At 61.6% G+C, this 14,179-nt stretch carries 12 protein-coding genes; 2 read left to right on the top strand and 10 right to left on the bottom strand.

The features are described 5' to 3' along the window. Positions 1 to 16: 16 nt before the first annotated feature. The 8 genes from C7I85_RS24590 to C7I85_RS24565 form a co-directional block, all read right to left on the bottom strand. A complete protein-coding gene (locus C7I85_RS24590) occupies positions 17 to 406 on the bottom strand; it encodes a nuclear transport factor 2 family protein (RefSeq protein WP_106726650.1) in 390 nt (129 codons plus the stop codon). An 11-nt stretch (positions 407 to 417) separates the two neighbouring features. Next, positions 418 to 1,197 carry a MoaF C-terminal domain-containing protein gene (locus C7I85_RS24585; RefSeq protein ID WP_106726649.1) on the bottom strand — a complete coding sequence of 260 codons (780 nt, stop codon included), beginning with the start codon at positions 1,195 to 1,197 and terminating at the stop codon, positions 418 to 420. 14 nt (positions 1,198 to 1,211) lie between these two features. Next, the gene (locus C7I85_RS24580; protein WP_106726648.1) at positions 1,212 to 2,000 is read right to left on the bottom strand and encodes an SDR family NAD(P)-dependent oxidoreductase; all 789 of its coding nucleotides are present in this window, start codon (positions 1,998 to 2,000) and stop codon (positions 1,212 to 1,214) included. Positions 2,001 to 2,179: 179 nt separating this feature from the next. Further along, positions 2,180 to 2,305, bottom strand: coding sequence for a P1 family peptidase (locus C7I85_RS32080; RefSeq protein ID WP_280954420.1), 126 nt, complete (start codon positions 2,303 to 2,305; stop codon positions 2,180 to 2,182). 133 nt (positions 2,306 to 2,438) lie between these two features. Then, positions 2,439 to 2,879: a hypothetical protein gene (locus C7I85_RS24575; protein ID WP_146148947.1), complete on the bottom strand. Its 441-nt coding sequence runs from the start codon at positions 2,877 to 2,879 to the stop codon at positions 2,439 to 2,441. Further along, entirely contained in the window at positions 2,824 to 3,462 is a 639-nt protein-coding gene (locus C7I85_RS32180) for a hypothetical protein (protein WP_342587320.1), read from the bottom strand. Before C7I85_RS32180 ends, C7I85_RS24575 begins: the two co-directional genes overlap by 56 nt. Before the next feature lie 13 nt (positions 3,463 to 3,475). Continuing rightward, entirely contained in the window at positions 3,476 to 3,934 is a 459-nt protein-coding gene (locus C7I85_RS32175) for a recombinase family protein (RefSeq protein WP_342587319.1), read from the bottom strand. A 103-nt stretch (positions 3,935 to 4,037) separates the two neighbouring features. Further along, positions 4,038 to 9,491, bottom strand: coding sequence for an autotransporter domain-containing protein (locus C7I85_RS24565; protein ID WP_146148946.1), 5,454 nt, complete (start codon positions 9,489 to 9,491; stop codon positions 4,038 to 4,040). 339 nt (positions 9,492 to 9,830) lie between these two features. Between C7I85_RS24565 and C7I85_RS24560 the strand changes: the two genes are divergently transcribed. Both C7I85_RS24560 and C7I85_RS24555 read left to right on the top strand, forming a co-directional pair. After that, positions 9,831 to 10,505: a LuxR C-terminal-related transcriptional regulator gene (locus C7I85_RS24560; RefSeq protein ID WP_106726645.1), complete on the top strand. Its 675-nt coding sequence runs from the start codon at positions 9,831 to 9,833 to the stop codon at positions 10,503 to 10,505. 71 nt (positions 10,506 to 10,576) lie between these two features. Beyond that, entirely contained in the window at positions 10,577 to 12,370 is a 1,794-nt protein-coding gene (locus tag C7I85_RS24555; protein WP_106726644.1) for a sensor histidine kinase, read from the top strand. Positions 12,371 to 12,667: 297 nt separating this feature from the next. Here the strand turns inward: C7I85_RS24555 and C7I85_RS24550 are convergent, their stop codons facing one another. Both C7I85_RS24550 and C7I85_RS24545 read right to left on the bottom strand, forming a co-directional pair. After that, the gene (locus tag C7I85_RS24550) at positions 12,668 to 13,789 is read right to left on the bottom strand and encodes an alpha-hydroxy acid oxidase (protein WP_106726643.1); all 1,122 of its coding nucleotides are present in this window, start codon (positions 13,787 to 13,789) and stop codon (positions 12,668 to 12,670) included. Positions 13,790 to 13,821: 32 nt separating this feature from the next. Next, entirely contained in the window at positions 13,822 to 14,172 is a 351-nt protein-coding gene (locus tag C7I85_RS24545) for a RidA family protein (protein WP_106726642.1), read from the bottom strand. Between the last annotated feature and the right edge of the window lie 7 nt (positions 14,173 to 14,179).

Raw genomic sequence — 14,179 nt, 5'->3', positions numbered from 1 at the left:
AGCCGCCCTTTCTCGTTCAGCGCATGGCCTCCGACACCCGCAGCGTGTCGGTGAATTGTTCGAAGCGGCGGATCTTGTCGCCGGCCACGCCCCACACATGCACGACGCGGGCCCTGAACGGCTTGCCGGTCTTCTTGTGCGTTGCGGTGTAGTCGCCGATCGCGATCACGTCGTCGCCCGCGTCGAGCAGGCGCTCCAGCGTAAAAGTGTAGCCGTCGAACTGTTCGCCGAGGGCCACGAAGACGTTCTTGAAGATTTCCTGTGGGCCGACATAGGTGCCGGCGCAGGGAAACCCGTCCATCTCGGTCCAGCGGCAATCGGCGGCGATGTCGGCGAGCATGCCGTCCATGTCACGGCGGTCGTTGGCGTCGTAATGCCCCTTCACGATTTCATAGGCTGTGCGCATCGTCAGGCCTCTCACACCGGTTCCTGGCCGGGGAGGTAGTAGGTCGTGGAGACCTTGCGGATGAAGGCGCCGGCCGGGCTGTTCTGGATCCGGCCGTCGCCGGTGATGCCGAGGAACTTGCCGGTCGAACGCATGTCCTTGAAATTGTAAAAGAAGGTTGAGGCGACCGCGATCTTGAACTCGCGGAAGGTGAAGATGTACTGGTCCTCGTCGAATTTGTAGGTCGTGGCCAGGTCCACGTCGCCGTGCCCCCGCTGCACGCCCACCAGATTCTGCCAGGCATAGCGCTGCGACGACAGATAGGTGTGCTCGTAGACGTGGTTGGGGCTGTAGGTGAAGTGTGCCCTCAGGCCGATGAGGTCGCGGGTTTCGTGCGGGACCATGCCGGTGGCCGGGCCACCTTCGAGAATGCCAGGGCGGAAGATCTGCGCCACCTGCGGCTCGCCCACGCTTTCCTCCTTCTCGCGCACCAGCGAGTAGATCGAAAGGGCGCGCTTGCTCCTGAGGTTGAGGACCAGCGTTTCGGCTTCCTTGGGCCGGCCGGCGAAGATGATCTCGACGAAATAGGTATCGGGCGCAACTTCGATCACCTCGCAGGTGTCGCTGGCGCCGCCCGTGCCATCCGACCAAGTCACCGAACCGTCAGCGAAGCTGAGGTCGAGCTGGCGCCGGTCGTCGAACGTCACGCTGTGCTTCTGGCCTGCCAGCGCCTTGGTCGCCGGCAGGCGGTTGGTGTCGATGCCATAGGCAAACTGGTCGTAGGTCTTCCAGTCCTTGGGGTTCTGGTTCATCGGTTTCCTCCTGATTATTCCGCGAAAGCGAGCGTCGGCAGATCGACGGTGCCGGCGCCGCCGTCGACCGTCAGCACGGCCCCGTTGATCATCGAAGCCTCGTCGGACGCGAGGAAGCAGACGGCGTTTGCCACGTCCTCGGCGGATGCGGGGCGGCCGAGCGGCACATCCTTCGTCACCAGCGCGTAGGCCTCCTCGACGTTCTTCAGCTTGAACTTCTCGACCAGCACTTCCATCTGCTCGTCGGCCATGGCGGTGGTCACCCAGCCGGGGCAGACTGTGTTGGTGCGCACGCCGAGGCGTCCGTAGTCGCGGGCCAGCGATTTCGCCAGGCCGATGCAGCCATGCTTCATGGTGACGTAACCAGCCGCGTCGGGGCCGGCGAAGAGGCCGGCGATCGAGGCGAGCACGACGATATTGCCCTTGCTCTTGATGAGGTGAGGAAGCGACTCGCGGGCGCTTACGAAAGCGGTGTTCAGATTGAGCCTGACGGCCAGATCCCACGTCTCGTCGGACATGCTGATCGTTGGGCCGACGCCGTGGCCGCCGGCATTGGCGATAAGGATGTCGAGGCCACCGAAAGTCTCCGCCGTCTTCTGGATGGCGGCCTTCATCGAGGCCGTGTCGGCGGCATCGGCAGCGATGATCGTGGCTCCGATTTCATCGGCCACGGCGCGGAGCGGTTCGGGACGGCGGCCGACGAGTGCGACGTCGCCCCCTTCGGCCCGGATGCGGCGTGCTACCGCCGCTCCGATGCCCGTTCCCCCGCCCGTGACCAGGGCGGTCTTGTCCTTGAAGCGCATAACGTCTCCTCTCCATTTCGAGGCGGCATCTTGGCCGAAGTGGGCGAAGCCGTCATGCCTGCCTCTGCATTCAGTTTTGACTGAGAGTGTACGAACGGTGGGGCCGCACGCCAATAAGTTCACCCGCCCATATTGGCGCATGACATCGAGAGGCAGCTCGTGCCTTATCGCCTCGATCTTCAGTCGGGCGTGCCGCCCATGTCTTCTGCGGCGAGCATGGCGTTGACCACGGCTTCCTTCACGCTGTCCACCACAGTCATGTAGACGGGGTCCAACAAGCCGTTGGAGCGGCAATCAACAGTCAACTTGAGGTGGAACGCTGCCGCCAGATGCGGGCAGTAAAGTGTGCGGTGACTTTGCCTATATTGTGAAAGTCTTAGCTTTTGGGGAGCGCACTTGTTCTACGGCCCCCAATTCGAGCAGTCCATAATCCCGCTGTTATTGCGATGGTACCTTGGTTTCAGCTTGCGTTGCCGGGAAGCGCTGCCAGAGATATCGGAACATCTCGACATCAAGCGCTCTGCGAGGCGGCTGGCTTTGATAATCAGCACCAGCGTCGCGACGTTGCAGATCGTACCGAGTGCGCTCGACGGGCAGCAGCGTCTGACAACATTGACGCCGCTTGCCTGCGCATTGACCAAAGCCATCTGGCAGCACGCCGAGCAGCTCGACACTGTTGCCCTGGATCCGCTGATCAAAAGTTGGATCGAAGCGGAAATCGACGCCCGCCGCTGGTTCGAGCGAAACCTGGAGCGACTTCTCATTAAACAGCAATCTGTAATAAATGTCGGCATCGGTAGTTGCGAGCCCCCGCAACCAAAGTTCAAAACACTCCTGCGAGCCCAGCTCCGGGAGTGTTTTTGTTTGGCGGCTGCCCATCCGCCCAGTTCAGGATCGTGCCGAGTTCCCCGTACAGCGTCGCCTCGATCTCGCCCTTGTGCGGGCCTGGGGAGAGCACGATCTTCGCGATCAGGCTGCGCAAAGCCTGCGCTGCTGCCTGGCGGTCGTCCGGACAGTTGAGCGCCGCGGACAACTGCTCGACTTTCTTGGCATAGACTTTCGAAATACTTGGAAAAAGGTCAGGCATGTCTTGTGGGGTAGCGGCCAGCAGCTCGGTGAGCTTGACCTGGCGCGCCTCGAGCTCATCCAGCGCCGCCTTCATGCTGGCCTGGAACATGCCGGCCTTGATCGCCTCGATGAGGCTGCGGATCTGCTTGTCGATCCTGGTAAGCTCGGATCGCCAGGCGTCGGCATTGGCGCGGCGTGCGCGATTGAGCCGGTTGCTCTCCTCGGCGTAGGCGCGCATCGCCGCCGCCGCGGCCTCCGGTGCCATCAGCCGGCGCCGGAGGCCGGCCAGCACCCGCATCTTGCCGGCGGGACCGGCTATGCCTTGGTCGTTGAGCCGCTTGGCGATGGCGCGCGGGCCGAGACCGGCGGCGAAGTCGGCAAAGACGCGGCGGATGACGGCGGCTTGGTCAGCGTCGATGGTGCGCTCGCCGTTGAGGGCGGCGCCGCCGGCATCGTGCCGCCTGACGACGCGGTAGCCGTAGCACAGCCCGCCGCCGGATTTGCCGGCCTCGACACGGCCGCGCAGGCCGCGCCGCGTCTTCAGCGCCAGGTCTTTCAGGAACAGCGCGTTCATCGTGCCCTTGAGCCCGACATGCAGTTCGGAGATCGCCCCCTCGGCCAAAGTGACGATCGCGACGCCGCAAAACTTGAGCTGCTTGTAAAGCGTGGCGACGTCGGCCTGGTCGCGCGACAGGCGGTCGAGCTGCCTCGGCCAGCACGATCTCGAATCGCCCGCCTTGCGCGTCGCGCAGCAGCTGCTGGATGCCGGGCCTGAGCACCAGGCTGGCGCCGGAGACGCCGGCATCGTGATGGCTGCCGGCGACCGCCCAGTCCTCGCGCGCCGCGTGTTCGCGGCAGAGTCGCATCTCGCTACGCCCCTCGGCACGGCTGACGCGGAACTGCTGACGACGAGGTTGCTGACCAACCCCTTGTAAGTCGCTTCATCGAGCAGTTTCGAGATCTTCTTATTCAGAAACTGAGTTTGAAGTCACCCCGAATGCTGTTGTCGGCGATACCTGAGCCTAATTGGCCGCTATAGGAGACACCGAGAACAGCGTTGGGGGAGACGGCCAGATCGAGGCCGGCGTTGATAACGGCTGCATCCCTGACGATTGGCGCACCTGCGATGGAGAAGTCCGAGCTGCCGGCAAGGGCCATTGCTGAGACTGGCTTGATACCGCCGAAGGCATGCCGCCAGCCGAGCGATCCGGATGCGGTGGCTTTCAAGCCGCCGAGCATGATGTCGCTTGAGAGGTTCAGGCCCAGTGTCGAAAACGTGGTATCGGTGTTGCCGCTGTTGGCAGTCAACGCAGCGACGCCTCCCTTTTCCGCGAAACCGTCCGTATGCAGGTTCACGTAAGCCAGATTGGCGAAGGGCTCGAAGGTGACGGCGCCCGCGTTGATGCCATAGCCGAGTTCGCCGAACAGCTGTGTAGTGCCGGCGTTATAGTCGCCGCTGAGACTGTCGGAGAAGCCAGGGAAGGCGACGCCGCGGCTGGTCGAGATGTCATGCCACGTATAAGCCGCTCCCGACCGGAAGGCGAAATTGCCCCATTGGCTGCCGGCGTAGAGACCGAGCGAGTAGTTGTCGCTCGATCCCGACGACATGCGGTCATTCACGTTGAAGCTGGAGCGGCTGTAGCCGCCAAGGACGCCAACTCGCCAGCTGTCGAGCAACTGGCTATCAACGCCCATCAGGAGACCACCAATGGAACGGTGGATACTGGCCGCATTGCCGTCGCCGTTTATGTCGCCCCATGAGCCAAAGCCTCTGGCCCAGGTGACGGCCTGACCGCTGTCGCAGCCAAAATCTGCACGTCCGCCATTGGGCTCGATGACTGAAAGCGAGGTCGTGCCCCCGGAGGCTGAGCAGGCACCGGAGCGCAAGCGGTCAAGGGCCGCATCGCGCACGAAACGGCTGTCCTCGATCAACGCCGTGTTCCCCGAGGCATGGACTTCGCCCGAGAGCTGATCGAACGCAACGCGCGCCGTCCTCGTATCTAGACCAACAACAGCATCCCAGACCGGATTGCCGATCATCAGCGCAGTGATGGCGTTGGCGACGTTGGTCTGGTTTGGCGTCGTCGCGACGTCGGCAAAATTGACGTTGTTGCGGGTGACAACCAGGTACACGTCGTTGGAATCGTAGCTCAGCGTCGGCGTCAGGAAGGCCAGGTTCGAGGTAACACCGTCGAACCTCCCGGAGACGCCGCCTTGCGCACTGAGAATGGTGGCGGTGGACCTTGGATTGTAGCTTCCCTGTCCAGCCATGACCGCGACGGTGCCGCCGTTGATCGTAGCCGTACCGGCGGCATCGATCCGCGAGGCTTGCCCGGCAGTGTTTATGGCCACCTGATAGGTTGAGCCTTGGGCGAACACCATATTGCCGGCAACGCTCATCGTGCCGACGCTGCCATTGTCGGACGGCGCGATGGTTGCTCCATTGGCAATGGTGAGCAATCCTACCGAACCCGTGCCGAAGAACACGCCGCCATTGACGATGACCGCACCAGTGATGCTTCCGTTGTTGGTTGTTATTCCGGCGCTTTGGGTCAGGCTCCCGTCGATCGTGCCAAGATTGCTGACGGTGCCGGAGGTATTGAAATTGCCGTTCCAGGTAGCGCCAAGGCTATTGACAATAGTGCCGCTGTTGGACGCGACATTGGAGTTCTGGGTTTTGTTGTTGGTGTAGAAGCCGGCGTTGTCGAGATCATCGATGACGGTGCCGTTATTGGTGACGACGCCGTTGGCGGTATTGGTAATGCTGCCTGCGGTCAGTGAGCCGCCCTCATCAATCGTGACTGTTCCGCTGTTGGTGAGGTTGCCGGCCAACTTGTAGTCGCCCGTTGCCTGGACCGCCAGAGTTGCGCCATTGGCGTTGTTGAACGTGTCGCTGCTGGTCACCGTGCCGCCGACATTGAAGGTCGCGCCAGCGTTGTTGACGATGGCTCCGTTGAGCGCGCCGCCATTGGCGTTCACCGAGCCGCTGTTGGCGAGGCCGCCAGCAATGCTGCCGCCGGTCTGCGTGAGGGTGGCATTGGCTGCGTTGGCCACTCCGCCGCCGACTGCGCCGGCATTGTTGAAGGTCGCGTTGTTGACGACATTGCCCGCAACACCGCCAGTCGAAGCGATGGCGAGCGTACCCGCGTTGACGGTGGTCAGGCCGGTGTAGCTGTTGTTGATGGTCAGGGTCGCCGTGCCCGCGCCGTTCTGCTCGACGGAGCCTCTACCGGAGATCACTCCGCCGAATACGACATCATCGCTACGGTTGAACGCCAGTGTGCCGTCATTGGTCACATTGCCGAGGATCGAGCCGGTTGTACCGCCATCGCCGAGTTGCAGCGTGCCGGAGGAGATTGTTGTACCACCAGTGTAGGTGTTGTTTGCCGAAAGGATCAGCGTACCAGCACCGGCTTTGGTCAAGCTGATTCCGTCCCAGCTCGTTGCCGCATTGGCGGCTTCATTACCGAGTACCGTGCCGACGTTGAAACTGTCGGAGGCGTTGGTCAGGGTGAATGTGCCGTGACCGAGGTTGTTGTTTGCGGTCCAGCTCAGACCATAGCTCGCCAAATACTGGGTGCCATCCGTTGACTTGCCGGTATTGACGGTCATGTAATCAACCGTCCCGGCGAAGCCGCCGACTGTGACCGACGAAAAACTACCGCTGACGCCGCTTGTGGTGCTGACCAGCGTCTGGGGGAGTTGGCTCGAGCTGCTGATGCCAGCAATGTTCAGGGTTCCGCCCAGCGACGCGCTATCCGCCGTGATGGCCGGACTCTTCGAGCCTACGATGATGTCCAGCGTCGAGCCGGTAAATTGCTCATAGCGGCCGGAAACTGAAAGCTGCGCGTCGGCGGCGACGCTGGTTGTTCCCCCGACGGAGACACTGCCATTGATCGTCAACGCCGTTCCCGCGCTCGGCACGACGAAGCCACCCGAGCTGACGTGGACGAAACCGCCGGTTGATGCGGTCGTGATTGTCCCTGAGCCGCTTAGCGTGCCCCCGGCGTTGACGAGGACGGCGTTCGTGCCATCAATCGTGCCATCCACTACCAGCGTGCCGCTGTTAATGATGGTGTTTCCGGTATAGGTATTGTTAGTGCCGGAGATAGTCAGCGTGTCTGCGCTGGAGTTGCCGTTCAGGGTGAGGTAGAGGTCGCCCTGAAGGCTGCCAGCATAGGTGGTGTCGCCGAACTGATTAACGACCAGTGTATTTGCCCCGGTCTGATTGCTGATGATAGCGCTGCTGTCGCCGGAGAGTGCACCGACCTTCTGCGCTGCATTGAGATAAAGCGCACCGCCATTGATGATGTTCAAGGCACCGTAAGCGCCTATGGGCGACGCTCCCCCTAGCGCGCTTGCCGCGTTCGCGCGCACGATCGCGTCGTTGATGGTGGTGCCGCCCGTGTAGGTGTTCGTACCAGCAAGGGTTTCCGTCCCGCCTGTCAGCGTCAGCCCCCCGGTTCCGGAGATCTCACCCGAAAACAAACCGGTGGCATTGGTCAGCGTTAGCATCTGACCGCCGAGCACGACGCTGCCAGCACCGGAGAGCGACTGAATGCTCGCGCCGCTCGTGGATGCGCTGATGTCGAATTTTGCGTTATTGGCGACCGCTACGACAGAAGACGACGAAATCGAGCCGGTCCCGGAGAGTGCCAGCGTAGCTCCAGCACTGATCGCCGTCATGTCCGTGTAGCTATTCGTGCCCGACAGCGTCTGTGTACCGCCGGCCAGCAACAAGCTGCCCGTCCCAGCAATCGCGCCTGAAAACGTGCCGCTGGCATTGGTCAGGACCAGCGTCTTGCCCCCGAGCCAAACATTGCCTCCCCCGGAGAGCGACTGAATGCCCGCACCGCTCGTGGTCGCGCTGATGTCAAAACGCCCATTGTCGGCAATCGACACGCCCGAGGACGAGGCGACCGAGCCCAATCCGGACAAAGCCAGGGTACCCGCATTGATCGTCGTGCCGCCCGTGTAGCCATTCGCACCAATCAGGGTGAGCGTGCCACCGCCTGTCTTGGCCATGCCTCCGCCGCCAGTTAGCGAGTTGGCGAAGGTAACGTCATTGCCATTGGTATCGAATACACCACCTCCCACACCGATTGGATTCAGGCGGCCGGAAATATCGGTAGCATTACCTGTAGCCCACTGCAGGCCGCCACCGTTCAATGTAATGTAGCCCGAACCAAAAGAGCCGATCGACGCAAAATTAAGAAGGCCGCCCGAGATCGTCCAAGGGGTGACTTCGGAGGTCGTTCCCGTCAGCGTCCAGTTACTCATCCCGGATTTCTGGAAGGCAGTGAAATTCTGATATTGATTGCCGATGGCGGAAACATTGAAGGTCGTCGCGCCGCTCCCGCCCGGTTGCGTCGTATCACCGCCAAGGATCAAGGAATTGGCGGTCCCTCCGCCCGTTGCGCCAACCACATTGCCGGCGATGACCGAACCAGCTCGCAATTCCAGCGAATTAATCCCGCCTGTAAAGGTAACCGCGTTACCGTTGACACCACTGACACCGGGACTGTTAACAGGGTAAGCGGTACCGCCTTTGATCGTGCCGCTATTGATAATGGTGAGACCACTACCAATGATGCCGGCTCCCCCATTGCCGCCAACAGCAAAGGTGGTTCCTCCGTTGCCGCCTGCAATCGTCCCTGTGTTGACGATGGCAAGGGCATTGCCAATTACGCCTGCGCCGCCACCACCGGCGCCACCCCACATGTCACTCGAGCCACCGCTGCCGCCGTATACCGTGCCGCCATTGGTAAGAGTTACGCCGGGTTGGAGAACGACAATTCCGGCGCCGCCGCCACCGCCACCGCCGCCGGCCCAACCCATGTTTTGGCTGCCACCAGCCGCGCCGCCGGCTCCTGTCCCACCGGTGCCAGGGTACCCTCCATTGCCCGAGCCGCCATGCCCCCCGCTTCCGCCACGAACGTAAGCGTCTTTCGCGATGACAAGGCTTCCTATAGCTGAACTATTCAGCCCGTTGCCCCCGGCACCTCCACCTCCACCTCCGCCGTACATGCCGCCATTGCCACCATTGCCACCAGATAGATTGCTGTTGATGGTCGTGTTGCTATTCGCATTGCTGTAGCCACCGCCGCCGCCACCGCCGCTAACGAGGCCGCCACTGCTGTCGCGGCCATTGCCACCGTTTGGAGAAGCCGCCGTGCCCGCAGCGCCGCCGGAGCCGGGATTGCTTTCGCCATCAGCACCCGCTTGGCTAACGGCCCCTCCGCTGCCGCCTGTGCTGTTCCCTGTGGCTGTATACTGACCACCCGTACCGCCCGTTGCTGATTGCGCCAATGCGGGACCGCTTGTTACAGTCGCCAGCAGCCCGACCAATGCGGTTGTGCACAGCAGTGCTCGATGGCGGGAAGGAAAAGAAAAGGATGCACTGGCGAGTTGATGAAACTTCATGAGACGACTACTTTCTTCCAGCCGAAGCCAGTCTGCTTTTCAAGAAAATGCTGGGAATAGGGGGCGCGGCCACGCAAGCTATTTTGTTGGGGTTTTTAAGCAGGAGACGAAGCCAGCCGTCTATCACTGAAATCAGGTATTCTAGCTGTGACATACGCGAAAACGGATTCGCTGAAGGAGCGGAACAAGTTTTCCGTAATCTATCCCTGATCAGGTAAGTCTTATCGATATGAACATTTTTTATTCAGAGGCGCTCGATACCTGATTTCAGGGATATTCAAGCGTGACCTCAGACTATAGGTAAGATGGGGATTGTTTGGCTTCGAAGGAGGTAGGCGGATGTCCGCGCAAACGCCCCCCGCCGACCTTATTTTGCCGACACCAGTCCTGCTGATCGAAGACGACACGCGCGTCCAGCAACGATTGGAACGGTTACTGCTGGAATTGGGCTATCAGTCAGATGCACTGGTGTTCGCTGGCACACTGGTGCAGGCTCGGACGTGCATGGCTGAGCAACCGGTCGCGCTCGCCCTGGTGGATCTGCGGCTGCCGGACGGTAGCGGTATTGATCTGATCGCAGAACTGCGGGCACGCGATCCCGGAGTGAACATAGTCGTCGTCTCCGCCTGGAGCACGCGCGAAGAGATTCTGGCGTCTCTGCGTGCCGGCGCGACCGGCTATGTGCTGAAGGAGCGCGACGACCTTGAGGTCACGCTGGCCCTGCGAAGCGTGCTGCGCGGCGGTGCGCCGATCGATCCGTTCGTGGCGAGGCAGATTATCAAGGAGTTGCCGGTAGAAACCGCGGAGCACACCGGTGACGCGGGATTGAGTCGGCGCGAGAGCGAGATTCTCGGCTTGGTCGCCGAGGGGTTGGGCAATCGCGACATCGCGGAGCGCTTGTATCTGTCTCGCTATACGGTCGAGTGTCACATCAAGCATATCTATCGAAAGCTTGCCGTCTCCTCGCGCACCCAGGCCGCCCATGCGGCGCGCCAGCGGGGCTTGCTGGATTGAGGTGGCTTGCATTTTTACTGCTGTGGGTATGTGCGGCACCGGCCTGGGCGCAGTCGGCTGTTCCTGCGTGCATGATGCAGATATTGAATGTTCAGGCTGGCAAGGCGGATGACGATAGTGCTAGGCCAACACCCTCGCAATGGCAGACCGTCACCCTTCCCGACGAGTGGAATCGGCGCCACCCCGACTATGACGGCGGCAGCATCTGGTATCGCATCGACTGGCAGTGCGACCGCTCCGGTCCAATGGGTGGGCAGATTGCGCTGTTGGTGCAGTCGGTGGTTATGGCCGGAGAGATCTTCGTCAACGAGCATCTGCTATTCAGCGATGAGCACCTGACCGAGCCGCTGTCGCGCAGCTGGAACATGCCACGGCGCTGGGTGCTGCCGGACGTCTGGCTGCATAGTGGGTTGAATACGCTATTTGTGCGCGTCGTCGGTACGGGCGGCGGACAACCCGTCGGACTGGGGCCGGTTTTCCTCGGCGATCCCCAGCAGATTCAGCAGCGGTACGACGATCTTAGATGGCACTACCGCACTCTGTTCGAGATCAACCTCATTGTCTCGGGCGTGATCGGCGTCCTGTTCTTCTGCATATGGATCATCCGCCGCGACCAGAGCTTCTACGGCTGGTACGCGCTGTCATCGCTGTTCTGGGTGGCGTTCATCGCCAACATCCTTGTCACCAGCCCATGGCCATTCCCGAACTCGCTCATGGTGGCAAGAGCCAACACCATGGCGCTCCTTTTGTCCGTCGCCTGCTTTTGCCTATTCACCTGGCGCTTTGGTGGACAGGTTGTACCCCGTATTGAACGCGCCCTTTGGATTGTGACGATCACCTTGCTGGCCATGCTTGTTCTGGCTCCTGACGCTTGGACAGGAAAGATCCAGCGGACTGGGTTCCTCGTCGCATCCGTCACCTTCCAAATCAACTGCCTGCACTTCCTCATCCATGCCTGGCGCTCGCGCCAGACGGAACACGCGCTATTGGCGGTCTGCCTCTTGGTTGTCCCCATTGCCGGTCTTCACGACGCGCTCGTGATAACGAATTTGATCCAGTCAAAGCCGATCTTTCCTTATGCCAATGTCGCGATCACCCTATCTCTGTCTGCAATCATAGGGTTGCGCCATGCTCGCAATCTGCGACGCATTGAGCACTTCAATGAAGAACTGGCCGATGGCGTTGAACGAGCGCGCAGTGAGCTCGCTAAGACCCTGGATCGCGAGTACGCACTGGCGCTCGCCAACACGCGTCTGAACGACCGCTTGCAGGTCGCTCACGATCTCCATGACGGGCTGGGCGGCTCACTTGTCCACATGATGGCGTCTGTTGAGCAGGGGGCCGGGCCGCTACAAAGGCCCCAGGTATTGTCCATGCTGAAGTTCATCCGCGACGACCTGCGCCACACGATCGACAGCAACTCATCGGCTGGCGTCACGGTGCCAGCGACCCCGCAGGAGTGGATCGCACCGCTGCGCCATCGGTTTACGACCCTGTTCGACGAACTGGATATCGCGTCGGAGTGGCAATTCCCTCCGACATGGCGTGAGATGCCGAACGCTCTTCAATATCTGGCCATGACACGATTAGTCGAGGAAGCGCTGACAAATGTGATCAAGCACAGCCGCGCTCGCCACGTACGGCTACGACTCGATCAGCCGGAGGCCGCCGCCTTGCTCCTGCGAATTGAAGATGACGGCGTTGGTTTCGATGTCGCGGCGGTACGGCAAGCCGACATCAGCATCGGGATGCGGTCTATGTCCGTGCGGATAGCGCGCGTGGGCGGCACATTGGACGTCACGTCTCGGCCTGGAGAAACTGTGTTGGCGGCTCAGTTGAAGCTCGAAGAATCGAGCCCGGTGTGAAGTCGGGGTGTTCACGGATGGACCTGTGTGTCGAGCTGCCATCAGAAAGTTCCAAACAAAGAGTGTGTCATACGTTCATGATGAGCGGTTAGCTTACGGCCCATTTGAAGTTCGCAGGCGTTACAATTGTCACGCTGGGCAATTCGTCACCTTGAACTTCATCTTGCCGATGCGATGGCGGCGGGCAGCATTGTGTTTGAAAGGCATGAAGGTGACGAACCGTATAGTTCAATCACCGCCCGACTACACCATCACCGCTAAACGATCCGTGCACCAACGCCCCGTTGCAACAAAACCTTAGTCGCCGAAGGAGTGCGGGCGCATCGATTGCATCAATACGTTGCGGTTCAGTTCCTTCACCGACGAGCAACCGAGATGGCCGAGCGTGGTCCAGAACTCGCGCTTGAGCAGCTCGAGCGTGCGGCGCACGCCATATTCGCCGTCGGCCGCCAGACCGAGCGCGATCAACCTGCCAAGCGCAACAGCATCCGCCCCAAGCGCGATGGCGGTCGCGATGTCGCTGCCGCGGCGAATGCCGGAATCGAAGATGATCGGCACATCCGGCCCCGCCGCCTCGCGCACCACCGGCAGCATGTCGAGCGCAGCGGGTTCGCGATCGAGGGTACGGCCGCCGTAGTTGGACACATAGAGGCCCGCCGCGCCGGCATCGAGCGCAGCCTTGGCGTCGCGCGCACTGTTTACGCCCTTGACGATGCAGGGCAGCGGTGCGCGGGCGATGGTGCGGGCAGCCTGCTGCCAGTTCCACCGCGGCTGGGTGAAGTCTAACAGTTCGGCAAGTGCTGCCGGGTCGGACTTGCCCGGCCCGAAATTCGACGGGCCGCTTTCGCCGCGAATGGAAAAGCGATCTTCCATCATGCGCTCGCGCCATTGCCGGATCGGCGAGTAGCTGACGCAGATATATTTGTAGCCGGCTTCCTTGGCGCGCTCCATCATGTCCACCACCGCGCCCTCGTCGCCGACGAAGGTCATCTGGAAGACGGATGCCACCGAAGACGCGGCGCCGACCTCCTCCAGGGAATGGGCGGCCGCGACCGGGACCATCTGCTGGATGCCCACGGCTTCCGCGGCCCGGCCTATGGCCAGATGCCCTTCGGGATGGAACACGGCCTCGCCGCCGCCGAAAGGCGCGATGAAGGCGGGGAAGCTCAGGTCGAGGCCCAGCATGCGGGTCGACGTATCCGGATTGCTGATCCCGGCGAACAGCGGCGCCACGAAGCGATGGCGGTCGAAGGCGGCCGTGTTGTCGCGTAGCGTGATCTCATCGCCGGTCCCGCACCACAGGTAGTTCCAGTCGACCTCCGACAGCCTGCGCTGCGCATCGCGATGGATGCCACGCAGCGTGGTGTATTTTTCATCGACCGCATAGCGATCGTCGATGCGCGGAGCTTGCTTGTCCATGACTGGCCTTCCTGCGGTTTACGGGAGATTGGTTACGCCTTGGCGGCGATGATCACCACTTCGATCAGCCGACGGGGATCGCCGAGATCGACGCCGCCGATCGTAGCACGGGACGGCAGGTCGTCGCCGTCGATCCATCCCAGCCACGCCTCGTTCATCTCTTCCTTGCGCGTCATGTCGCTGAGGTAGATGCGCGCCGAAAGGATGCGGGACTTGTCGGAACCGAGTTCGGCAAGCAGCTTGTCGAGCTTGGCGCAGACCTGCTGTGTCTGCTCCTTCATGCCGAGCGAAATGTCGTCGGCGGCATGCCCGCCCACATAGAGCACGCCATTGTGCTCAACCGCGCCATGCATGATCCGGTGCTTGCGGTGACGTTTGATCATCTTCAGT

It is taken from the genome of Pseudaminobacter soli (ex Li et al. 2025) (assembly GCF_003012705.1).
Taxonomy (GTDB): Bacteria; Pseudomonadota; Alphaproteobacteria; order Rhizobiales; family Rhizobiaceae; genus Pseudaminobacter; species Pseudaminobacter soli.
This window is presented reverse-complemented; position numbering and strand designations above follow the sequence as displayed.

Bases quoted from the DNA above. Each gene is read 5' to 3' on its own strand.
- C7I85_RS24590 (WP_106726650.1), bottom strand. From the start codon at position 406: ATGCGCACAGCCTATGAAATCGTGAAGGGGCATTACGACGCCAACGAC.
- C7I85_RS24585 (WP_106726649.1), bottom strand. From the start codon at position 1,197: ATGAACCAGAACCCCAAGGACTGGAAGACCTACGACCAGTTTGCCTAT.
- C7I85_RS24580 (WP_106726648.1), bottom strand. From the start codon at position 2,000: ATGCGCTTCAAGGACAAGACCGCCCTGGTCACGGGCGGGGGAACGGGC.
- C7I85_RS24575 (WP_146148947.1), bottom strand. From the start codon at position 2,879: ATGGGCAGCCGCCAAACAAAAACACTCCCGGAGCTGGGCTCGCAGGAG.
- C7I85_RS32175 (WP_342587319.1), bottom strand. From the start codon at position 3,934: ATGCGACTCTGCCGCGAACACGCGGCGCGCGAGGACTGGGCGGTCGCC.
- C7I85_RS24565 (WP_146148946.1), bottom strand. From the start codon at position 9,491: ATGAAGTTTCATCAACTCGCCAGTGCATCCTTTTCTTTTCCTTCCCGC.
- C7I85_RS24560 (WP_106726645.1), top strand. From the start codon at position 9,831: ATGTCCGCGCAAACGCCCCCCGCCGACCTTATTTTGCCGACACCAGTC.
- C7I85_RS24555 (WP_106726644.1), top strand. From the start codon at position 10,577: ATGATGCAGATATTGAATGTTCAGGCTGGCAAGGCGGATGACGATAGT.
- C7I85_RS24550 (WP_106726643.1), bottom strand. From the start codon at position 13,789: ATGGACAAGCAAGCTCCGCGCATCGACGATCGCTATGCGGTCGATGAA.
- C7I85_RS24545 (WP_106726642.1), bottom strand. From the start codon at position 14,172: ATGATCAAACGTCACCGCAAGCACCGGATCATGCATGGCGCGGTTGAG.